General features: G+C 61.0%; 13 protein-coding genes and 3 rRNA genes. 11 read left to right on the top strand and 5 right to left on the bottom strand.

The features are described 5' to 3' along the window. Positions 1 to 2: 2 nt before the first annotated feature. On the bottom strand, positions 3 to 1,424 hold the full coding sequence (locus tag OG326_RS33685; protein ID WP_327141162.1) for a sugar porter family MFS transporter: 1,422 nt from the start codon (positions 1,422 to 1,424) through the stop codon (positions 3 to 5). 146 nt (positions 1,425 to 1,570) lie between these two features. Continuing rightward, positions 1,571 to 2,911 carry an IS1096 element passenger TnpR family protein gene (locus OG326_RS33680; protein ID WP_327141161.1) on the bottom strand — a complete coding sequence of 447 codons (1,341 nt, stop codon included), beginning with the start codon at positions 2,909 to 2,911 and terminating at the stop codon, positions 1,571 to 1,573. A gap of 183 nt (positions 2,912 to 3,094) precedes the next feature. On the opposite strand from OG326_RS33680, the gene OG326_RS33675 reads away from it, so the two are divergent. From OG326_RS33675 to OG326_RS33640, 8 genes are all read left to right on the top strand, one after another. Continuing rightward, a complete protein-coding gene (locus OG326_RS33675) occupies positions 3,095 to 4,129 on the top strand; it encodes a ParA family protein (protein WP_327141160.1) in 1,035 nt (344 codons plus the stop codon). 458 nt (positions 4,130 to 4,587) lie between these two features. Beyond that, a 16S ribosomal RNA gene (locus OG326_RS33670) occupies positions 4,588 to 6,104 on the top strand. A gap of 332 nt (positions 6,105 to 6,436) precedes the next feature. After that, a 23S ribosomal RNA gene (locus OG326_RS33665) occupies positions 6,437 to 9,555 on the top strand. A 195-nt stretch (positions 9,556 to 9,750) separates the two neighbouring features. Continuing rightward, positions 9,751 to 9,867: ribosomal RNA gene (gene rrf, locus OG326_RS33660) — 5S ribosomal RNA — on the top strand. Together the 16S, 23S and 5S rRNA genes form the textbook arrangement of a ribosomal RNA operon. A 1,417-nt stretch (positions 9,868 to 11,284) precedes the next feature. Further along, on the top strand, positions 11,285 to 11,659 hold the full coding sequence (locus tag OG326_RS33655; protein WP_327141159.1) for a hypothetical protein: 375 nt from the start codon (positions 11,285 to 11,287) through the stop codon (positions 11,657 to 11,659). Beyond that, positions 11,656 to 12,300, top strand: a complete 645-nt coding sequence (locus tag OG326_RS33650; protein WP_327141158.1) for a hypothetical protein — start codon at positions 11,656 to 11,658, stop codon at positions 12,298 to 12,300. The genes OG326_RS33655 and OG326_RS33650 overlap by 4 nt, the downstream gene beginning before the upstream one ends. After that, a complete protein-coding gene (locus tag OG326_RS33645; protein ID WP_327141157.1) occupies positions 12,300 to 17,966 on the top strand; it encodes a putative T7SS-secreted protein in 5,667 nt (1,888 codons plus the stop codon). The genes OG326_RS33650 and OG326_RS33645 overlap by 1 nt, the downstream gene beginning before the upstream one ends. After that, the gene (locus tag OG326_RS33640; RefSeq protein ID WP_327141156.1) at positions 17,963 to 18,271 is read left to right on the top strand and encodes an immunity protein TriTu family protein; all 309 of its coding nucleotides are present in this window, start codon (positions 17,963 to 17,965) and stop codon (positions 18,269 to 18,271) included. The genes OG326_RS33645 and OG326_RS33640 overlap by 4 nt, the downstream gene beginning before the upstream one ends. Before the next feature lie 448 nt (positions 18,272 to 18,719). Here the strand turns inward: OG326_RS33640 and OG326_RS33635 are convergent, their stop codons facing one another. Then, entirely contained in the window at positions 18,720 to 19,229 is a 510-nt protein-coding gene (locus OG326_RS33635) for a DUF4254 domain-containing protein (protein ID WP_327141155.1), read from the bottom strand. A 107-nt stretch (positions 19,230 to 19,336) separates the two neighbouring features. On the opposite strand from OG326_RS33635, the gene OG326_RS33630 reads away from it, so the two are divergent. The 3 genes from OG326_RS33630 (at position 19,337) to OG326_RS33620 (ending at position 21,156) form a co-directional block, all read left to right on the top strand. Beyond that, the gene (locus OG326_RS33630; protein WP_327141154.1) at positions 19,337 to 20,245 is read left to right on the top strand and encodes a DUF5753 domain-containing protein; all 909 of its coding nucleotides are present in this window, start codon (positions 19,337 to 19,339) and stop codon (positions 20,243 to 20,245) included. Next, positions 20,242 to 20,436: a DUF397 domain-containing protein gene (locus tag OG326_RS33625; RefSeq protein WP_327141153.1), complete on the top strand. Its 195-nt coding sequence runs from the start codon at positions 20,242 to 20,244 to the stop codon at positions 20,434 to 20,436. Before OG326_RS33630 ends, OG326_RS33625 begins: the two co-directional genes overlap by 4 nt. A 507-nt stretch (positions 20,437 to 20,943) precedes the next feature. Beyond that, on the top strand, positions 20,944 to 21,156 hold the full coding sequence (locus OG326_RS33620; RefSeq protein WP_327141152.1) for a hypothetical protein: 213 nt from the start codon (positions 20,944 to 20,946) through the stop codon (positions 21,154 to 21,156). Between the two features lie 28 nt (positions 21,157 to 21,184). Here OG326_RS33620 and OG326_RS33615 read toward each other — a convergent pair whose 3' ends face one another. Together OG326_RS33615 and OG326_RS33610 are read right to left on the bottom strand one after the other, a co-directional pair. After that, entirely contained in the window at positions 21,185 to 22,084 is a 900-nt protein-coding gene (locus OG326_RS33615; protein WP_327141149.1) for an IS3 family transposase, read from the bottom strand. Then, entirely contained in the window at positions 22,084 to 22,407 is a 324-nt protein-coding gene (locus tag OG326_RS33610) for a transposase (RefSeq protein WP_327141148.1), read from the bottom strand. Before OG326_RS33610 ends, OG326_RS33615 begins: the two co-directional genes overlap by 1 nt. Positions 22,408 to 22,491: the final 84 nt, after the last annotated feature.

Here is a 22,491-nt window from a genome sequence, read left to right as displayed (position 1 = left end):
GCTCAGCCCATCTCCTCCAGGGTTTTGCCCTTGGTTTCGGGAACCCACTTGAGCACGAAGGGAATCGAGAGCACGGCGAAGGCGGCGTAGATGACGTAGGTGCCGGACAGGTTCCAGTCGGCCAGGCTCGGGAAACTGGCCGTGATGGCCCAGTTGGCGATCCACTGCGCGGACGCCGCGACTCCGAGTGCGGCGGCGCGCAGCCGGTTGGGGAACATCTCGCCCAGCAGCACCCACACCACCACACCCCAGGACATGGCGAAGAACAGTACGAACACATGCGCCGAGACCAGCGCGACAACGCCCTGTAGGTGTGGCAGCGCCACATTGTCGCCGGATCCGTGCTTGGCCGAGAACGCCCAGGCCTCCAGGGCCAGCGATATCGCCATACCGCTGGATCCGATCAGCGCCAGCGGTTTCCGGCCGATCCGGTCCACCAGCACCATGGCGATGACAGTGCCGACGATATTGATGATGGAGGTGGTGAAGGAGTAGAAGAACGAACTCGAAGGATTGATCCCGACCGACTGCCACAGCGTGGCGGAGTAGTAGAACACCACATTGATGCCGACCAGCTGCTGGAACATCGACAGCCCGATACCGATCCAGACCACCGGCAGGAAGCCGAATTTCGACCCGAGCAGATCCCGGAACGAGGCCTTGTGCTCACGGTGCATCGCCTGCTGGATCTCCGAGACCCGCGCATCCAGGTCGGGGTTGTCGCCCTCGACCTCCTCGAGCACCTTCTTGGCCCGATCGATCCGGCCGATCGAGATCAGATACCGCGGCGACTCCGGAATGGCAAAGGAGAACAGCCCGTACAGCGTCGCCGGTATGACCATCACCCCGAGCATCCACTGCCAAGCCTCGAGCCCCCCGATGTGTCCGCGCTGGTTGCCGTCCGCCATCTTCAGAATCGCGAAATTGACCAACTGCGAAATCGCGATGCCGAGCACGATCGCCGCCTGCTGGAACGAGGCGAGCCGCCCGCGATACGCCGGCGGCGACACCTCGGCGATATAGGCCGGCCCGATCACCGAGGCCATGCCGATCCCGATGCCGCCCAGCACCCGCCACATGGCCAGATCCCACAGCGCGAACGGCAGCGCCGATCCGATCGCACTGACGGTGAACAGCGCCGCGGCCATCCGCATAACCCAGATGCGCCCGATCCGATCCGCGATCCGCCCCGCGATGGCCGCACCGATCGCACAGCCGATCAGTGCGATGGCCACCACCTGCGCCAGCGTCGCCGACCCGATGTCGTACCGGTCGCGGATGGCTTCGACAGCCCCGTTGATGACCGAACTGTCGTACCCGAACAGGAATCCGCCCATGGCGGCTGCCGCGGTAATGAAGATGACGTACCCGAGGCTGTCCGCCCCCGATCCCGTCGACCTGTGCGCACCCACCGGTGAATTCACGCAGACTCCTCTGTCCCGGCCCGAGGCTCAGTAGGCCCGAGCCAACCGCGCGGCCTGATCAGCTCGAGCATTCCGCCTGTCGACGATCTCAAACATCGACGATTGTTGCTGAGGAGTTGCTTGTCAACGGGCCACGCCCCGCCGCTCTAATCGGAGTCGGTGCTGCGCGGCCACCGCTGCAACACCGCTCGCGCGAATTTGCGCGTCGAAGAATGCTGGATTCGATAGTACGAGTGGTGATTTCGCGGTGTCATCCGCAGACATTGGAAAACCCGCCACGAATCGTGCATCGAGCTGATTACCGGCGCTTCCTCGGGGTCCGGCCCGGGCCACTGGTACAGGTCGTTGTAGATTCCCATGGTCGCGCGGATCGGATCGCCGGTATCTGTCGCCAGTGCCAGCACCTGCAGCACAGTCATTTCATCACGCGGTGACCGTGGCAGATGATCTGCGATATACCACCACAGCGCCACCGGATCCGCGAGCAGTCGAATACCGGTTTCGGTCAGTCGCACACGGTCGCCGCTCTCCTCCGTCAAACCGAAATAGGCTGCGGTCCCTCGCAATTCGTCGACCGGTACCGGCTCACCGCGTTCGTGCAGCCATCGCGCATTCAATTGAAGTTCGGCCAGCAGGGGTGAAAGAACCTGTGGTGGAAGCGTCCTCGTGTCGGTCAGCGGAGTCCCATCGGCGCCGATATGCGCAAGCAACCGCAAATAGGGCCGCATCGCATCGGCCGCCCCCACGGGATCGATCGTGACCGGTTGATTCACCATGGCCTGCCCCGTCAAATGCCGCAATCGCCGCAGTGACCTTCCCGGCGGACCGCCCAGCATCCGCACCAGCGCTTCGGGCAAACCCTCGGGATTGATGGGCGCCTCATCGGCCGCACCCTGCCCGAAGGTGCTCAACTCCAGATTGACAGCTTCGACATCCACACCTTTGGGGCCTTCGAGACATACCGCGCGCGGGGAGTCGGCGTGAAACTCGCGCACGGCCTCGACCCGCACCACCCGCTGCCATTCCTTCCGAGGCCCGTTGCGATGAAACAGCTCATCCCCGGCCTCGACCAGCAGCTCATCGAGCCGCACCCGATCCAGCGGTACACCCCGCCATCCCCGCTCGATTTCCCATGAGCACAGGTAATGCTGGGTGTCGTAATCCTTGTAGACCGCCGCCGAGCCGAAGTGCTTCCGCTGCTGGTATTCCCACCCCAGGGCGGTTTCCAGCAGATCCTGCAGTTCATCGAGATACAGATCCGAGGCAACCTCCAGCCGCCGCCAAATGCGCCCGTTCGGCTTCACCGACTCGACCATCACCCGGTAGGTATGCGTGCTGCTGCGGCGTGGGCGCCGAGGCTCCTTCGGCGGGGGCCGCTTCGTGGGCTCCCGCCGGGGACCGAAGGCCGCTTCGATGCTTTCCAGGGCTTTGCGGAGCGCCTCATCGCGATCCGGAATGCCATTGCGGAGCGCCTCATCTCTCTGCACTCGGCAAGTGTATTCGCTGCTCTGCCCTCGAAACCGTGCTTCGCCGCGACGAACTCGGCCCCTCGGCGCGTTATCGGCCGTGTCGCGAAGTTCGGTAACCGCCGATTCACAGCTTTCCGTGTCGCGCCCCTCACGAGGGCCCGAGTAACTAGGCTCGGGCCGACTGTCGTGACGGTCACGGTGATGAAGGGTGCTGAGTTGGTGGAGTTGCGTGGTGATGTGGTGCCCGGCGGGCGGGCACGTTCGACGGATATCGCTGCGCCCCAGAACGGTTTCGGCTGGGAGTTACCCGGCAAGAACACCAGGGCTCTGCAATTCGATCGCCCCCAACGCGTCTGGGAACCGAACCCGGTCGCCGGCCGAGTTCGCCCCTATGTGGTTGCCACCTTCAACCTCAAGGGCGGCGTCGGAAAAACGACCACCACCGCCGCTCTCGCCGAAATACTGTCCGCCGAGTTCGGCAAACGAGTCCTGCTCATCGATCTCGACCCGCAGCGAAATCTGACCACCATGATGGTCGGGGAAACTCGTGCGGCGGAACTGGATTCGGAGGATCAGACCCTCACCGCGGTGTTCACCGCCGCGCTGAACCGAAAGCGTTTGCAGGATGTCTCGGCGCTCATCCAGCACGGGGTTTCCCCGATGCAGATGGTCACCTCGGTGGACCTACTGCCGTCCTCGCCGAAACTCATTGCCCTGCAAGATGATATGACGCGCCTCGCGGGAATCGACCCGACCAGGGTCCTGGCCGATGCGCTGACCGCGGTCCTGGCCGGCTACGACTTCGTGCTCATCGACTGCCCGCCCAATCTCGGCATCATCACCCAGAACGGCCTGCGGATCTCCGACGGCTACCTGATCCCCACCATCCCGGACGTGATGTCCACCTACGGCATCCCGCCGGTGCAATCACACATCCGTCACCTCTCCACTCGCTGGTCCACTCCTATAGAGGAGCTCGGTGTGGTGATCACCAAGTACCGGCGCTCCTCCGCGATCCACCGCCGCATCCTCGAGGACCTGCGCGAGAACCGCACCCTGCCGCGTCTTTTCCCGACGAGGATCCCGGAGTCCAATCAGATCGCCGCCGCCGCCGAGTTCACCGACTTCGGCACGCTCCGCCAGAAGTACGGTTCCGGCGGTCAGTTCCTGGCGCTGCGCGAATTGACCGCCGACTTCCTCGCCACAACCCGCATAAAACTGGCCTGGGGGCGGTGACCAGCCCTTTTGCAGGCGATTTGACTTCGTTCGCTGCCGTCCGTAACTTAGTTCGAGTCAGAGCGACACGGACACCGACCCGGGCCGAGACGCAGAGCCGAAAGGCTAAGCGCGGCAAGGGATAACGAGGTTGTACGAGGAGCGCCTGGCCATCAGCTCCACTTGATCGGCGGATTTGGTTCTGCCGGACAGGATGAGCTAAGCTACAGAAACAGCCTCAACGGATTCCTGAGTCACCGACTCGGGAATTGTTTTGTGCGCCTGTTCTTTGAGAACTCAATAGTGTGTCGATGAATGTCAGTGCCAATATTATTATTGGTTCCGGCTTCTCATACCCCCCGGTTGAGAGGTCGGACATTTAGTCAGCAAATACTTTTTTGCTGGCGTTTTGTTTGCCATGGTTTTCGGACTCTGGTTAATTCTTCCGATTGCATCCGTGAGGGTGGAGTTGAGAGTCTTCAACGGAGAGTTTGATCCTGGCTCAGGACGAACGCTAGCGGCGTGCTTAACACATGCAAGTCGAGCGGTAAGGCCCTTCGGGGTACACGAGCGGCGAACGGGTGAGTAACACGTGGGTGATCTGCCTCGCACTCTGGGATAAGCCTGGGAAACTGGGTCTAATACCGGATATGACTTTCGGATGCATGTTCGAGGGTGGAAAGATTTATCGGTGCGAGATGGGCCCGCGGCCTATCAGCTTGTTGGTGGGGTAACGGCCCACCAAGGCGACGACGGGTAGCCGACCTGAGAGGGTGACCGGCCACACTGGGACTGAGACACGGCCCAGACTCCTACGGGAGGCAGCAGTGGGGAATATTGCACAATGGGCGAAAGCCTGATGCAGCGACGCCGCGTGGGGGATGACGGCCTTCGGGTTGTAAACCCCTTTTGACAGGGACGAAGCGCGAGTGACGGTACCTGTAGAAGAAGCACCGGCCAACTACGTGCCAGCAGCCGCGGTAATACGTAGGGTGCGAGCGTTGTCCGGAATTACTGGGCGTAAAGAGCTTGTAGGCGGTCTGTCACGTCTTCTGTGAAAACTTGGGGCTCAACCTTAAGCTTGCAGGGGATACGGGCAGACTAGAGTACTTCAGGGGAGACTGGAATTCCTGGTGTAGCGGTGAAATGCGCAGATATCAGGAGGAACACCGGTGGCGAAGGCGGGTCTCTGGGAAGTAACTGACGCTGAGAAGCGAAAGCATGGGTAGCAAACAGGATTAGATACCCTGGTAGTCCATGCCGTAAACGGTGGGTACTAGGTGTGGGTTTCCTTCCACGGGATCCGTGCCGTAGCTAACGCATTAAGTACCCCGCCTGGGGAGTACGGCCGCAAGGCTAAAACTCAAAGGAATTGACGGGGGCCCGCACAAGCGGCGGAGCATGTGGATTAATTCGATGCAACGCGAAGAACCTTACCTGGGTTTGACATACACCGGAAAGCCGTAGAGATACGGCCCCCCTTGTGGTCGGTGTACAGGTGGTGCATGGCTGTCGTCAGCTCGTGTCGTGAGATGTTGGGTTAAGTCCCGCAACGAGCGCAACCCTTATCTTATGTTGCCAGCGCGTAATGGCGGGGACTCGTGAGAGACTGCCGGGGTCAACTCGGAGGAAGGTGGGGACGACGTCAAGTCATCATGCCCCTTATGTCCAGGGCTTCACACATGCTACAATGGCCGGTACAGAGGGCTGCGATACCGCGAGGTGGAGCGAATCCCTTAAAGCCGGTCTCAGTTCGGATCGGGGTCTGCAACTCGACCCCGTGAAGTTGGAGTCGCTAGTAATCGCAGATCAGCAACGCTGCGGTGAATACGTTCCCGGGCCTTGTACACACCGCCCGTCACGTCATGAAAGTCGGTAACACCCGAAGCCGGTGGCCTAACCCTTGTGGAGGGAGCCGTCGAAGGTGGGATTGGCGATTGGGACGAAGTCGTAACAAGGTAGCCGTACCGGAAGGTGCGGCTGGATCACCTCCTTTCTAAGGAGCACATCTCCACGACTCTTCACACAGGTGAATGACGTTGTGGCAGAGACCGTTTGTGTCCCCAATCGTGGGACCGCGGACGCTCATGGGTGGAACACTGACAAGCTTCATCGCACATGGTTTCGGCTCAGTCCGAAATCGTGGTGAATATATCGACACACTGTTGGGTCCTGAAAGAACAGACGTAAGTCTTTCTTTCCAGGCAAGATAACGACAAGGCTGGTTCTTCAGTCATACCGCAGAGGTTTTCCTCTGGTCCGGTGCTGAGTACAGAATAGGCTTTGTGTGTTGTTTGAGAACTGCACAGTGGACGCGAGCATCTTTGTTAGTAAGTGTGTAAGAGCGTACGGTGGATGCCTTGGCACCAGGAGCCGATGAAGGACGTAGGAGGCTGCGATAAGCCTCGGGGAGCTGTCAACCGAGCTGAGATCCGAGGATGTCCGAATGGGGAAACCCAGCACGAGTGATGTCGTGTTACCCGCGCCTGAATATATAGGGCGTGTGGAGGGAACGTGGGGAAGTGAAACATCTCAGTACCCACAGGAAGAGAAAACAACAGTGATTCCGTGAGTAGTGGCGAGCGAAAGCGGAAGAGGCTAAACCAGGAGCGTGTGATAGCCGGCAGGCGTTGCGTTCTTGGGGTTGTGGGATCTCTCTTCTCACCACTGCCGTGGTGGGCACAAGTCAGAAACCGTTGTGTTAGCTGAATTGGTCTGGGACGGCCAACCATAGACGGTGAGAGTCCGGTAAGCGAAAACTCAACGGCTTGTGTGAGAGACACCCGAGTAGCAGCGGGCCCGTGAAATCTGCTGTGAATCTGTCGGGACCACCCGATAAGCCTGAATACTACCTGGTGACCGATAGCGGACTAGTACCGTGAGGGAAAGGTGAAAAGTACCCCGGGAGGGGAGTGAAATAGTACCTGAAACCGTGCGCTTACAATCCGTCAGAGCCTTCGAACTTGTTCGTGGGGTGATGGCGTGCCTTTTGAAGAATGAGCCTGCGAGTCATCGGTGTGTGGCGAGGTTAACCCGTGTGGGGTAGCCGTAGCGAAAGCGAGTCCGAATAGGGCGCCCTTTAGTCGCACACTATGGACCCGAAGCGGAGTGATCTACCCATGGCCAGGGTGAAGCGACGGTAAGACGTCGTGGAGGCCCGAACCCACTTAGGTTGAAAACTGAGGGGATGAGTTGTGGGTAGGGGTGAAAGGCCAATCAAACTCCGTGATAGCTGGTTCTCCCCGAAATGCATTTAGGTGCAGCGTCACGTGTTTCACACCGGAGGTAGAGCTACTGGATGGCCTAGGGGGCCCACAAGCTTACCGAAGTCAGCCAAACTCCGAATGCCGGTGTGTGAGAGCGTGGCAGTGAGACTGCGGGGGATAAGCTTCGTAGTCGAGAGGGAAACAGCCCAGATCGCCGGCTAAGGCCCCTAAGCGTGTACTAAGTGGAAAAGGATGTGGGGTCGCGAAGACAACCAGGAGGTTGGCTTAGAAGCAGCCACCCTTGAAAGAGTGCGTAATAGCTCACTGGTCAAGTGATCCTGCGCCGACAATGTAGCGGGGCTCAAGTACACCGCCGAAGCCGCGGCATTCAGACATTATCCCGCCTTCGGGCCAGGAGTCTGGATGGGTAGGGGAGCGTCGTATGGCCAGGGAAGCGGCGGAGTGATCCAGCCGTGGAGGCCATGCGAGTGAGAATGCAGGCATGAGTAGCGAAAGACGAGTGAGAAACTCGTCCGCCGAATGACCAAGGGTTCCTGGGCCAGGTTAATCCGCCCAGGGTGAGTCGGGACCTAAGGCGAGGCCGACAGGCGTAGTCGATGGACAACGGGTTGATATTCCCGTACCCGTGTATCCGCGCCCAATGGCGAATCAGTTGTGCTAACCATCCAAAAGCGGTCTTACCGAGCCTTCGGGCGAGGGGGAACGTGGCTGCATGGGACCCCGGTTGTAGTAGTCAAGCGATGGGGTGACGCAGGAAGGTAGCTGGGCCCGGTAATGGTTGTCCGGGTGTAAGCCTGTAGGGCGAGACATAGGCAAATCCGTGTCTCATGAAGCCTGAGAGGTGATGCGTAGCCGATTGAGGCGAATTCAGTGATCCTATGCTGCCGAGAAAAGCCTCTAGCGAGCTGGTACATGGCCCGTACCCCAAACCGACACAGGTGGTCAGGTAGAGAATACTAAGGCGATCGAGATAACTGTGGTTAAGGAACTCGGCAAAATACCTCCGTAACTTCGGGAGAAGGAGGGCCTTGTCTGGTGACGGAACTTGCTTCCCGAGCTGGGTGAGGTCGCAGAGACCAGTGAGAAGCGACTGTTTACTAAAAACACAGGTCCGTGCGAAGTCGTAAGACGATGTATACGGACTGACGCCTGCCCGGTGCCGGAAGGTTAAGAGGACCGGTTAGCACTTCGGTGCGAAGCTGAGAATTTAAGCCCCGGTAAACGGCGGTGGTAACTATAACCATCCTAAGGTAGCGAAATTCCTTGTCGGGTAAGTTCCGACCTGCACGAATGGCGTAACGACTTCTCAGCTGTCTCAACCACAGACTCGGCGAAATTGCATTACGAGTAAAGATGCTCGTTACGCGCGGCAGGACGAAAAGACCCCGGGACCTTCACTATAGCTTGGTATTGGTGTTCGGTACGGTTTGTGTAGGATAGGTGGGAGACTGTGAAGCGGGCACGCCAGTGTTCGTGGAGTCATCGTTGAAATACCACTCTGATCGTATTGGACTTCTAACCTCGGACCATGATCTGGTTCAGGGACAGTGCCTGGTGGGTAGTTTAACTGGGGCGGTTGCCTCCCAAAATGTAACGGAGGCGCCCAAAGGTTCCCTCAGCCTGGTTGGCAATCAGGTGTCGAGTGCAAGTGCACAAGGGAGCTTGACTGTGAGACCGACAGGTCGAGCAGGGACGAAAGTCGGGACTAGTGATCCGGCACCGGCAAGTGGAAGCGGTGTCGCTCAACGGATAAAAGGTACCCCGGGGATAACAGGCTGATCTTCCCCAAGAGTCCATATCGACGGGATGGTTTGGCACCTCGATGTCGGCTCGTCGCATCCTGGGGCTGGAGTAGGTCCCAAGGGTTGGGCTGTTCGCCCATTAAAGCGGCACGCGAGCTGGGTTTAGAACGTCGTGAGACAGTTCGGTCTCTATCCGCCGCGCGCGTCAGAAACTTGAGGAAGGCTGTCCCTAGTACGAGAGGACCGGGACGGACGAACCTCTGGTGTGCCAGTTGTCCTGCCAAGGGCACGGCTGGTTTGCTACGTTCGGAAGGGATAACCGCTGAAAGCATCTAAGCGGGAAGCCTGTTCCAAGATGAGGTTTCTCACCTACTTGATAGGTTAAGGCCCCCAACAGACCATTGGGTTGATAGGCAGGAACTGGAAGCCCGGTAACGGGTGCAGGTGACCTGTACTAATAGGCCGAGGACTTACCAACAAAGAAGCTACGCGTCCACTGTGCGGTATCTGAAACAACACACAATTCTGTGTGGCGGTGTTTCAGGGGCCTCGAGCTCTTGAACCCCCGGAGGAAGATATCCGAGGCTTTTGCCTCGACCACCCTTACTGGGTGTTCGAGGGCAAGGCCCTCGAATCTTTCTCTGGCACATGGGATGTGACAGTTTCATAGAGTTACGGCGGCTATAGCGGTGGGGAAACGCCCGGTCCCATTCCGAACCCGGAAGCTAAGGCCACCTGCGCCGATGGTACTGCACTCGACAGGGTGTGGGAGAGTAGGACACCGCCGGAACATCATTCGAGAAGACCCCCAGCCACTGGCTGGGGGTCTTTTTCGTTGTACCCCTGCAGCATTCGCTGCGGGGGTTTGTCGTATCGGGACAATTCAGTTCGCGGGCCCAAGTCCGAGCGGCTCGTATTCCGAAGAGTCACTGGAATTCTCGGCCGCTACTGGAGAAGCGGCACTCCCGCTACCCAGCGCAGCACTCCCGGTAGCGATCAAGGTAGCGAGCCCGGTCCCGGTAGCCGCGCCGGCCGGAGCCACAGCAGCACTCCCCGCTCCGAGCGCAGCACTACCCGTCCCCGCGAGCGCAGCGAACGGCGCAACACCGGTACCCGCCGCGGCCAGCCCCGCACTGCCGGTCCCGAGAGCCGCACTCCCAGTTCCCAATACGGCCAACGGCGTTCCGAGCCCACCGGACGCAGCGCTCCCGGAAGCCCCCGCCGCCGCGCTACCGGTCCCCAACGCCAACGCGGCCGCCCCGAGCAAATCACCAACGGGAGCCGCAGCAGCACTACCCGCCCCGAGAGCCGCACTCCCGGTCCCCGCCCCCGCGGCCCACGGCGCGACGGCAACACTCCCGGTTCCGAGCGCCGCACTCCCGGTGACAAGCAACCCGGCCAACCCGATACCCGCTGCCGCACTCCCGGTTCCGACAAGCGCAACCGGCTGAATCGGGCTGCCCGGTATCAGCCGAGCCTCGCCCGGACTCGCGAGAGTCGGGAACAGCAACCCGATCGCCGAGACAGCGTTATCTCTAGCTCCCCCAACGACTTTCGCATCCGTAGACGCGGTGCTCACCGGCTCGATCGCCGTTCCGACCTGAGTCAGCTCGCTCGCAGTCGTAACCACCTGCGCAGGCATCGAACCCGCACCAACCGCCGCCACCGAGCACGCCAATGCGATACCCGCAGTCCTCGAAACCAACATTGTGAGCGCCTTCCGCCGGAGATCACTCACGACCTGTCGTCGTGTGAGTACGGCTGACGATAGGACCGAAGACCCGATGCGGCAGCGCGAAGTCGGCTGCGCTGGCAATCAGACAGCGCCGGTAGCGTGTAGCTATCAGTTGGCAATGTGCAGATGAATTCCATTGCAGATGAGCCAGTTTGGCAGATGTGGTACCAAATGGAATTAATGTGGCAAATGTGGCGACCGGTAGACGAACAGCTGGTTACCGGCAGGCAATCCGCTCTGGAGATTTGTGTACGCCCTGTTTCCAACGCTGTATCAGGAGTCTGGTCGCGACCGGCAACCGGTCATCCCATGACTTCGATCACATGACGGCTCACAGCAGCGTGTCGACGCCTGGCCGGTTGATAGGCCGCTCCGTCCACCCCGTCGCATTGTGTAGGGTGCAATGTGCTGCTGTTCGTGGGGGGAACTGTCTGCAGGGGGTGTTGTCTTGACTAGCGCTAATGATGGCCTGATGGGGTTGCGGTCCGAGATCGCGGCATTCTACGCCGGTTTCGGACAGCCGGAGTTGCTGCGCCGCGCCTTCGAGCAGGCCGCGGTACTCGTACCCCTGGTCGACACCGACCGGGTCTTCACCTCGCGGGTGCGCGAGATCGATTGGATCTGCGCCTTCACCAGCATGGAGGAATACGCTCGCTACATGGTCGCCCGAGGGGTAGCGGCCGATCACGAGTACAAGTACCAGACCTTGCTCGGCTGCCGTTTGATCGACTACGCCGCCTCACGCCCCGAGCCGACCGGCATATCGGTCGATTGCGCGGGCGCCGCGCCGGTGGCCTTCCCGCCGCAGCTCCCCGCCGAGGTCGACGAAGTAGGGGTGGGTTCGTGAGCGACGAACTGAAGGTCGAACCGGCCGTACTGAAACAGGCCGAGGCAGGCATCAACGCGATCATCGGCGAGCTGTCCGGCCTGGGCATCAAAGAAACCGGCGCACTGGGCCGGGGCTTCTCGTTACTGGCGTTGTCACCCCTGGAGGCGGGCAAGGCGTCGGTGCAATCGACGTTCGAAACCTTCTGCGACCGCTGGTCATGGGGTGTGCGTTCCCTGGTGCAATCGGCGAACAATATGGCCGAGGCAGTCGGATTGGCGGCCGGCCGCTATCACATGATGGATCAGCAGAGCGAGAACGCACTGAAAGAGGCCTACAGCGACCTGTTCAGCGACCCGCACCTGTCGAAGGACCAGATCGACAGCCGGTCGTGGAGCGAGACCTTCTCCGACAACGAGTTCAACGCGCTGGCCCACCCCGACTACAGCGACAAGTCGTTCCAGGACATGCTCAGCCACGTCGGCACCGATGCGCAAGCGGTCAAGGCGGTCGCCCCGCAGGCCCTGGCGAACGACCAATTGTTCAAGAATCCGCTCGGCAATGACGGGGGAGCGGGGTGGAACACCGGCGCCGCCGCACGAGCAGCCCAGATCCTGCACCCCGATCCGGCAACCCCGGGTGTTGAAGGGGGACAACACTAGTGGGGCTCGGCGATTTCGTCGACAAGATCGGCGATGCGATCGAGAACGGCATTGACGAGGTCGAAACCAAGGCCGGCTCGATCATCGACTGCGGCACCTACGAGGTCGCGGACCTGGCCCGCGACGTCGGCGCGGATTCGGTCGCGTCCGCCATCCAGGACCTGGGCGACCAGATCGCCGACCACCAGGGCGGCGAGGTCCTCGAGCGGCAACTCGGCCAAACCAAGGACAAAACGGAACTCATCCGCGGTGAGCCGTCGAAGATCCACGACGTCGCCGACAAACTCCGCACCATGTCGACCTCGATCGAATCCACCGGAAATGCGTTGCGCACCATCGACGTAGCGGACTGGACCGGCAAGGGCGCCACCGCATTCCACAGCGCCTTCGACAAACAGCCCAAGCTGTGGTGGACCGCGGGCGACGCCTTCTCCAAAGCCGCAGCGCACCTTGACAGTTGGTACTGGGCAGTCATCACCGGCCAGGCGAAGGCGCAAGAGGCGATCGACAAGTGGGAGGCCGCCGACAAGGAGGAGAAGTCTCAAAAGGACTCCTGGAACGCCTTGTCGAACAAGGACAAAAAGAAAACCACCCTCGTCGACACCTGGTCGCCGATGCGAGACGCCGCCCGCGACATCCTGAAAAACGCCCGCTCCCAACGCGACAGCATCGCCGGCACCGTAGTGAGCGGCCTCCAATCCCAAACCCAGGAAGCCCCCACCGAACCCCCCTTCACCGCCCGCTGGACCGACAACTTCGAAGACCTGAACGGCGTCTACGAAAACGGCAAAAACAGCTTCTACGCCGGAGTCCTGACAAGCTTCACCTCGATCGCCCAGTTCGCCCGCTCAGTCGATGTCCTTGACCCCTACAACATCTCGCACCCGGCCCAATACATCTCGAGCATGTCCGACCTGGGCACCGGAATGGTCGTGGCCGCCGCAGACCCAGGCGCAACAGTCGGCGCCATGCTCTCGGACGCCCGCCAGAACCCCTTCGAAGCGGCCGGCGCGATCACCGGCAACGTCGTACTCACCGTCGCGACCGGCGGCGGCGGTTCCGCCAAGATCGGCGTCGATGCCCTAGACGAGCTCAGCAACGCCACCAAGGTCACCAAGGCCACCACCAGCGTGCTCGAAGACGTCCCCAGCGCAGCCCCCGGCCGCGCTCTACCGCGCGGAGACGCCCCAGTGGCTCCCGCGCGGACCGAACCGAAACCGGACCGCGTCGGAACTCCCAATGAATCGGGAGCCCCATCGGAGACCAGGCCGAACGCGACGAAACCGGATGCTCCTGATGCAGAGGCTCCGAAGGCAGGCCTGCCGCATCCCGACGGTGCCGCTCCAGGTGCTGCCGCACCAGAGGGCGGCGGCCCGGCCGCTGCCCCGCACCCGGACGGTGCTGCACTGCAAGCCAATCCAGTCGCGGATGCGCGTCAGAACGAGGTAGCTCCGGACTCGGCCTCGCCGGCTTCGCAGGTGGAACAGCCTGCCGCGCAACCGCATCCTGCTGGAGAGCCTCGGGTAGGTGAGGTTGCGCCGGAATCGTCACCGGGACCTGTTCTGGAACAGCCTGAAGTGCGGCCTCGGCCAGCGGCTGATCCTGGTCCGGTCGACGGTTCCCAGGTACCAAGTTCCGGCGGGGGCACGCCTCACGAAGGGCTGGGTACTCGCCCCGACGCCGATGCCGGAGCGCCGAATCATGAGCGGCCCGCAGCGTTGACGTCGGACCGACCGAACGCCGAGGGGCGACATGTAGACCCTGACGCCTCGCAGTCCACTCATCGGGAGCCGGGAACACCCGATCCCGCCTCTGGCTCGCTGCAACCCCGTGACCGCGAACCTAATGCGCCACACCAGGATGAGCATCCGCCGGACCATGCCGCGCCTGATAAGGACGCCCCACACGATTCTTCATCAGATGCACATAGTTCCGACCAACCTCACGATAGTGGTGGAGGTCATCCTGCGGATCATGAACCAGGGCAGCCGAATCCGACGTTCAACGAGCTGACAAGCTCCGACCACGGAGCTGTCCGGACGGCGGAAGACGCAGGCGCAGAGGTTGATCGCGCCCCGCACGAGATTGAAGAGTCACCCGACCCGGTCGATATCGCGACCGGTGAATTCCTTCTCCCGCAAACCGATATCACCCTGCCGGGCGTCTTGACGTTGGTGCTGAAGCGCCGGCATCGGTCGAACTATCGATTCGGACGCTGGTTCGGCCCTTCGTGGTCGGCCACCCTCGACATGCGTGTTGTTGTAGAACGCGAGGGAGTGACGCTGCTCGGCGAGGACGGAATCATGCTCGCCTATCCGCACGCCGAGGTCGGCGCGGCGGTGGAACCGGTGACCGGTGGGCAACGCTGGACGCTGACGCGCACCGAGACCGGCGGGTACCAGGCGTGGGATCCGGACCGAGAGTTGCTCTGGCACTTCGCACCTGAGCCCGGTCTGAACGGATTGGATGCTCAACTCGGCAATTTTGCGGTGAGCGCAATCACCGACCGGCACTGCAACCGCATCCGCTTCCATTACGACAGCGACGGCGCTCCGGTGGCGGTAACCCATTCAGGCGGCTATCGAGTTGAGATCGACACCGCTGGCGGGCGGGTCACCGCGCTGACCGTTGTCGGCGTCGCCGACGAGGGTCGCGAAGTCCGAACGCGGGTACGCGAATTCGAATACCAGGATGGGAACCTGACCGCGGTGGCCGACGCGGTCGGTGCCACCACTCGCTACGACTACGACGAGCACGGCCGGATGGTGTCCTGGACCGATTCCAACGAAACCTCGATGCTCAACTTTTACGACGGGGCCGGTCGCGTGGTCACCCAGCGTGGGACAGCTGGGATTCTCAACTGCGACTTCGAGTATCTTCTTTTTCCCGACGGCACCGGTAGTTTCACCAGAATCACCGACTCTCTCGGTGGAGTCACAACCCATGGCTTCGATCGCGACCTTCGGCTCCGTGACTTGGTCGACCCAGCCGGTGGCAGAACGCATATCGACTACAACGCTGGACGCAAACCGTTGCAGGTCGTTGCGCCTGATGGCGCTACGACCCAGTATCGATACACCGCCGAGGGCGATGTCGCGGAGATCATCCGCCCGGACAGCGCGCAGATAGCCGTGGAGTATTTGGGCCGCAACCGTCCGATCTCAATCACTGACGTCGATGGCAGCGTGCGGCGGCAGGAGTGGGACCATTCTGGCAATCTGACTGCCGCAATCGACCCAATTGGCGGGCGCACTGAGTACGGCTACCACGTCAACGGTTCTGTGGCAACGATTCTCGGACCGCAGGGATCGCGGAGGACCTTCGAGATTGACGCAGCTGGCCTGCCGGTTGCGATAGCCGATCCGAACGGTGAGGTCACCCGCATTGAGCGGGACAGCTTCGGTCGGCCATTTCGGGTTACTGATCCGCTTGGGGCGGCTACTTGTTTCGAGTGGGCGCCGAGCGGAAAGTTGCTGGGGCGCACTGACGCTGAAGGTAACCATGAGTCATGGACGTGGGACGGTGAGGGTAACCTACTCACCCACATCGACCCGGTCGGCGGCGTCACTCGCTACACCTATGGTGCCTTCGACTTGCTGGAATCCTGCACCGATCCCAACGGCTCGGTTACCCGTTACACGTGGGATAGCGAACGCCGCCCGGTCGGCGTTACCAACCCGACCGGCCAGAACTGGCGATACGAATACGACCAAGCAGGACGGTTAGTCCGCGAATCGGACTACAGCGGCGCCATAACCCGCTATGCCCACGACTCGGCCGGACGCGTCGCTACCGTCACACCGGCGACCGGTGTCAGCCGCTGGTACACGCACGATGTGCTCGGTCGCGTAACCGAAATAGCGGCGGATAGCGGCGAATGGCGTCGTTACCAACATGACTCGGCCGGTCGTGTACTGACTGCTATCTCAGGTACTTGTGACGAACCGAATCACACACTCGAGTTCACCTACACACCCACCGGGCAGCTTGCGTCGCAGCGACTTGACGAGGCGTCGGTGATGCAGAATGAATACGATGCGGGTGGTCGCCGAGTCCGCCGCCGGATGCCAAGCGACGCGGTTACGACGTGGCAGTGGAATCGGGCGAATCGTGTTAGCAGTATGTCTGTGGATGGCCACAACATCTCGTTCGCCTACGACGTCTCAGGCCGTCAGACTGGCTGGCGTATAGACGAAGTCGCCATCAATCGGAACTTGTCCGCTATTGGTCGTATTACTGCCCAGGACATCACGGCCTTCCCCGCCTCGTCGCTGAACCTCGACTCCGAGCCTCGGCCTGAGTCACGAGTGATCCGACATGACAGCTACGACTACCGTAATGACGGGTATCTCACTAGCCACGTGCTCACCCGTCCGGGTATGCCGGTCGAACAGCGGGATTACACGTTGGATGCGGTGGGCCGCGTTGAGACCATTGCGCGAGATGGAGCCATTGCCGAGGCTTACGCGTACGACCCGCTCAGCAACATCATCAACACCAGTGCCGGTGCTTTTTCGCCCAGCGCCGAGTTACGTTCAGACACAACAGCACCCGATCTGATCGGGGTGGGTGCCTTCGCGTCGGAGACCAGCGATCGGCGAGAATATCGCGGCAACCTGCTTGTTCGCCACGGTCGGTCTCGCTACCACTATGACACTGCAGGTCGTCTGATTCGCAAGACAGTTGCCCGAGACTCTCGCAAGCCCAGGATTTGGCACTACCGCTACGACGCCTTCGACCAACTCATCGGCGTTCAGACTCCAGACCAGCAGCTGTGGCTCTACACCTATGACGCGTTCGGCCGGCGAACTACCAAGCAACAGCTAGCCGCAGACGGAACAGTCCTGGACCGTACCGACTACGCCTGGGACGGCACCCACCTGGTCGAGCAACGGACAATCGAGTCGATCACGCGCTGGCACTACCAGCCGCAGTCGTATACCCCGATCACCCAGACCACTCATCAAGACGTCGTTGACCACGTTTTTTACGCCATCATCACCGATTTAGTGGGCACACCCGTCGACCTCGTCGATCCCAACACCGCCGAAACTGTGGCCACCGCAGAAACCAAATTGTGGGGTGCTACTTCATGGCATGGCAGCGCCGACACCCCTTTGCGATTCCCCGGCCAGATCCACGATCCGGAAACGGGCCTTCACTACAACCACCATCGCACATACGACCCAGCCACTGGACGGTTCCTGACCCAGGACCCACTTGGCTTGGCTGCGGCACCCAACCCCTCAAGCTATCCCCACAACCCGACTGCGTGGACGGATCCGCTCGGTTTGACTCCGTGTCCTCCCGGCGATGCCGGCAGCGATCCTGGAAGTGATGATTTCACTCGTGTCGGTCGTTGGATGAGCCAGGACGAATACGAGAATATGGTTGGTACAGGCACAGTTCAGGGAGGAGCGGGCGGTACCACATATGTCGCATCGCCGCCTGACCCGGCGGCGTATGGGCGTCAGGCTGCAGTGGGCACGGGCTACACAGAATTCGATGTTCCCACGAGTTCGCTCAGACCTGCTGGCGAGCCCGGCTGGGCGCAGATACCAGGACCGGACTCGATGCACAGCCGATTGGCTGAGCGGAAGGGATCGCCACCATTGGAGTTCCCTCCTGCATCGAATATCAGTGATTGGAGGGGACCGAAGAAGTGAATGAATATGACAGTATTCTCGGTGATGCACAGAGCTGGCTGATCAATCACAGTCGATCGTTGGCTGACCGCGGTATCAAGCTTACTGTCAGCAAATCTCCTTATGATGGACGGACGAAGGAGAGCGCCTGGTTCGATCTTGAGGATGAGACAAAGATGGGGCGAATCATTCTGTGGGATACCGGTGAATGTGAACTGGAACTTGCTGATATCCCGTCAGGTGAGGTCACTGCTCAGCATAGGAGTATTGCATCCGAAACTGATCTAAACGAAGCGCTCAATGCCCTGGTCTCATGGTTCGCATGATTCTGCATCTAGAGAAGATATCGCGTCTTGCAGCGGCGGATCCGACGCGGCCTATCAATCGAAATGAATCTCAGAGTATCGCTCGCTGAGTCGGCATTATCCCAGTTACGTTGTCGTGCAACGACAACCGGTCCTGCCCAGGTCGTACCCCTTGGAACGTCAAGTCTGATTCAAATCTCTGCCGAGCCGTGGATGGGTGAGTTCATTGAAGCAAGTCCACTCGCCGATGCCGGGTGTGTACGGTCGTGCGCACGCGTGACCGGCGACCGTTGCTTCTTCAAGTTCGATTCGGGAGGCGATAGCGGCCACGGTCCTTCCTTCGGTGGATGGAGTGCGGCTATGGACGGGAATCGTGCTCAGGAACCAGGCTAGGACGCTCCCGGTGGTCATACCGATGAGGAAGGGCAGCCATGCTGTGGTCATCGTGCACCTCTTTCGCTAAGGGGTCTCAAATCTGCTGGTGCTGAAGGTCTTCCGGGTGGGGAGTGGTGTAGTCGGGGATGCGGCGGGTGCGCGCGGTCAGGTCGTGGGAGAGGTCCGCGTAGGCGAGGGACAGTTCTGCGAGGCGCTTCCATGCGTAGTGCAGCCGGCACTCGGAGGCTGGGCTGCTCAGCGCTGTATAGGCGTCGACTGAGAATTGGGCGATTCGGTCGATGACCATACCGACCGTTTCGGTGTGAAGCGCTGCGGCGGCATACGGGCGTGGCAGTTCCTGTGCGGTCCAGCAGTCGATGTCGTGTATCAATCTGGCGCGGGTGCAGTCGATTTCGGCCAGCGCCTCCGGATCCGCGGCGTGCCGGGCTTCGTGAAGGCTGGCCAGTTCATACGCGGCCAGTAGAAGCGGATGCGGTAGAGCGACAGTGCCCGCGCAGGCCTCCAGGAGCAGGTCCTTCGACGGCAGATGGTTTGTTATTCGTTGCTCCCCTCGGCATTTCGCGTTCGTGACTTCAGTAGACACCTGCGGCAATAGAATTGGAATGTCCAGCTGGGCATGTGCGGAAGACGGCGAGCATTCCAGTCAGGGGCATTCCAGAACGGAGATTCCCAGATAGCGAGGCTAACGAAATGGCCGGATCATCGCTTCCCCGAAGGGCTCTCGGTCGCAGGCTGCGCGGCTACCGAGTTCAGTCGAAAAAGAGTCAACTTGCAGCCGGTCTGCACATCGAGCTATCGCCGCAGAGCATCGGCCGAATGGAGGATGGGCAGAAAGTGAAGATCTGCTCGTCACAAATAAGGGACCTGCTCGACTTCTACGAGGTCTCGGATCCGAGTGAGGGGCGGGAGGAAGTCCTCAGGCTGTGGCAGGAGGTGAAGGATCAGGCGCACGCGGCGAAACTGGCTGGCACGACCAAAGGTTGGTGGCAGGCGTACACAGACCAGTACGCACCGCACTTCGACCACTACCTGGGTTTGGAGGCTGTCGCGACGCACCTGACCACTCATCAAGTCGTGCTTTTGCCGGGATTGCTGCAGACGGCCAGCTACCGGCGGGCCGTGAGTTACATCGGAGACCCGAGCCTGTCCGCAGCCGACATGGACCGGAGACTGGAACTTGCTGCGCACCGACAGGTTCGACTGGCGGATCCGAACTTTCGCGTGGACATCCTGCTGTCCGAGAGTGTGCTTCGACATACGCCCGGTGGCTCGTTCGTCATGGTCGAGCAGATGGACCACATTCTTGAACTCATCGACACTCGGCCGAACCTGTCGATTCGGATCGTTCCGATGAACGCCGGAAGTCATTTGAGCCTACTCGTACAGTCCTTCACTTTGCTGGAATTCCCGCCTCTCGCAAGCCATCTCGTGGAGCCGCCCGTGGTCTACGTGGAGGGCTACGAAGGTGGGTTGTACCTGGAGCGAGCAGACATGATCGACCGCCACCGTCGGGCGATTACGGACATCCAGCGGGTAGCGTTGACCGCGGATGACACCAAGCAGTTGGTGCAGCAGATGGTGAAGGAGTCCGGGACGTGACCGTAGACCTGTCCGGTGCCCAGTGGTTCAAGAGCACCTATAGCCAGCCCAATGCGGATTGCGTTGAGATCGCCCATCTGTCGACTGGAACGGTGGGGGTTCGTGACTCCAAGAGCCCTGGAGGACCTGCGCTAATGTTCTCCCCTACTGAGTGGGATAGCTTCCTCCGCAGTGGGATCTGGCAAGACTGAATCGCTCTGGCAGGCAATCGCTGCTGGATCAGAGCCGTCCCTGCCTACTTCTCCCTGCGTGTCGCTTCCGGACTCGTCCCCTTCGGTCCGCTTCTTTCAGCTCAGAGGCGGGTGCCCAGATACGGAATTCTGCCAGCAATGGATCAGCAATAGGGTCGTTATCTTCCTGAACCAGCAGGACACCGCGACTCGGCTACTCTCTTCCTTGGCGGTCCGCCGGGCACCGAAGCGCCGCTTCGTCGTTGCCCCCACCCGCACGTGATTTCTCGTGCCCGAGTGGGGATTGCAAAGTGGCTGTTGTAAGGGGAAGTTCCGTTCGTGGTGGAACACGGTGGTCGAGCGCAGTCCGTGATGTCTGTGGGATCGATCGCTGCGTTGAGTCGAAGATCAACGCCTGCAGGCGATCTCGAAGGCGACCGGATCGACTAGGTTTCGAAACTGAATCTAGTCAGACGCGTTGGTGTTTCGATACATCGCTGCCCGATCTGGCAGAGATTCGGGGCACTGATGTCTGAACATGCAGCGTTGGAGGCGTATTGGCCTGCCAGTGTGTTGCTGAAGGATTGGAGTCAGCTCCTCGTCAAGCTCTCCGACAGGTTCAAGGAGGCTCATCAGCACGATCCGGGCCCCGGTGAAGTCGAGGCTTGGCGCACAAGCGTGTACGAATTGGCCACCATCCTGGACTCAATGGGGCTCGGGCAGGTGTGGATGTTCATCTGAGGTTCCCCCCAAATGGTGGACGGGGGTTCTATGCGGCCGAGGAATCGGCCGCGTGGAGTGACCGCTCATAGCGGTCGGGGCTGAGCATTCCGATCGCGGAATGGCGTCGCCGAGTGTTGTACCGATTCATCCATTTGTCAACTGCAGCAACGAGTTCCGACTTCGTGGTGAAAGTGTGCCGGTAGTAGTACTCGTGCTTGAACGTCGACCACAGGCTCTCCGCGCCGGCGTTGTCCCAGCATATTCCGGTCGCACCCATCGACCTGCGCAGCCCGTGACGCGAGCAAACGGCGGCCATGGCGCCCGCCGTGTATTGGGCGCCCCTGTCCGAGTGAAGAATCGTGCCCGCACACGAACCGCCGCGAGTGGCGACAGCCAATTCGACAGCGTCGGTGACCATTTCGGTGCGCATGTGCTCGGCCACTGTCCAGCCGAGCACCTTTCTGGAGTGCTCATCGCGGATCGCGCACAAGTACATGTCGCCTTCACCGCAGGTCAGATACGTGATATCCGAGGTCCACACCGCATCGAGGCGGCCCCGGTCGAAGTCGCGATCCACCAGATCCGGCGGGAACGACGCGGCGGGATCGGTGATGGTGGTGCGGATTTTGAAGGTGCGCGGGCTGATCCCGGCCAATCCGATCTCGGCCATGATCGCCGCGACCGTCTTCTCCGACACCCGATCACCCTGCTCACGCAGCTCAGCGGTGATGCGCGGCGCACCATAGGTGCCGTCGGAATCGGTGTGAACGACTTGGATTTTCACCGTCAGATCAGCGCGGCGTTGCTGCCGATCAGTCAGGACGGTGGCCGCCGCGCGTTGGCACCAGGCATAGAAACCCGAGGTCGATACGCTCAACAGGCGTGCCATGCGGGTGATATCGGTCCGAGCGCCGGTGATCTGCGGGGCGGCGCACTCCGCGGCCATCAGCTCGAACCGGGCCGGTTCTGCTGCATCGCCGCGAAGTACGCCGAAGCTTTTTTCAGGAACGCAATGTCCTTGTCCTGCTCCGAGACTCGCCTGCGCAAAGCGAGCAACTCGGCTCGCTCAGCAGGGCTCAACGGCGCCTCGCCATGGACCTCGGCGGCCGCCAGGCGGCGGCGTTCGTCTTTGACCCAGCCGCCCAGCACTGGCTCACCCACTCCGAGCTCGCGGGCGACTTCGGCGATCGTGCGCCCGGTGTCGATTACCCGGTGCGCGGCCTCGACTTTGTACTCGGTCGTGAACGACCGACGCTTGCGAGGAGGCATAGGGACATCCTTTCAACAGGACTTGTCGTCCTGCTAATCAGGTGTCCACCGATCGGGGGGAGCCTCAATCGAGTACCGGGTCGA

Origin of the sequence: Nocardia sp. NBC_01327, from assembly GCF_035958815.1 — a bacterium.
Lineage (GTDB): Bacteria > Actinomycetota > Actinomycetes > Mycobacteriales > Mycobacteriaceae > Nocardia.
The sequence above is the reverse complement of the archived record's forward strand: the minus strand, read 5'-3'. Positions and strand labels throughout refer to the sequence as shown.

Bases quoted from the DNA above. Each gene is read 5' to 3' on its own strand.
- OG326_RS33675 (WP_327141160.1), top strand. From the start codon at position 3,095: ATGAAGGGTGCTGAGTTGGTGGAGTTGCGTGGTGATGTGGTGCCCGGC.
- OG326_RS33655 (WP_327141159.1), top strand. From the start codon at position 11,285: ATGGGGTTGCGGTCCGAGATCGCGGCATTCTACGCCGGTTTCGGACAG.
- OG326_RS33615 (WP_327141149.1), bottom strand. From the start codon at position 22,084: ATGGCCGCGGAGTGCGCCGCCCCGCAGATCACCGGCGCTCGGACCGAT.
- OG326_RS33630 (WP_327141154.1), top strand. From the start codon at position 19,337: ATGGCCGGATCATCGCTTCCCCGAAGGGCTCTCGGTCGCAGGCTGCGC.
- OG326_RS33610 (WP_327141148.1), bottom strand. From the start codon at position 22,407: ATGCCTCCTCGCAAGCGTCGGTCGTTCACGACCGAGTACAAAGTCGAG.
- OG326_RS33620 (WP_327141152.1), top strand. From the start codon at position 20,944: ATGTCTGAACATGCAGCGTTGGAGGCGTATTGGCCTGCCAGTGTGTTG.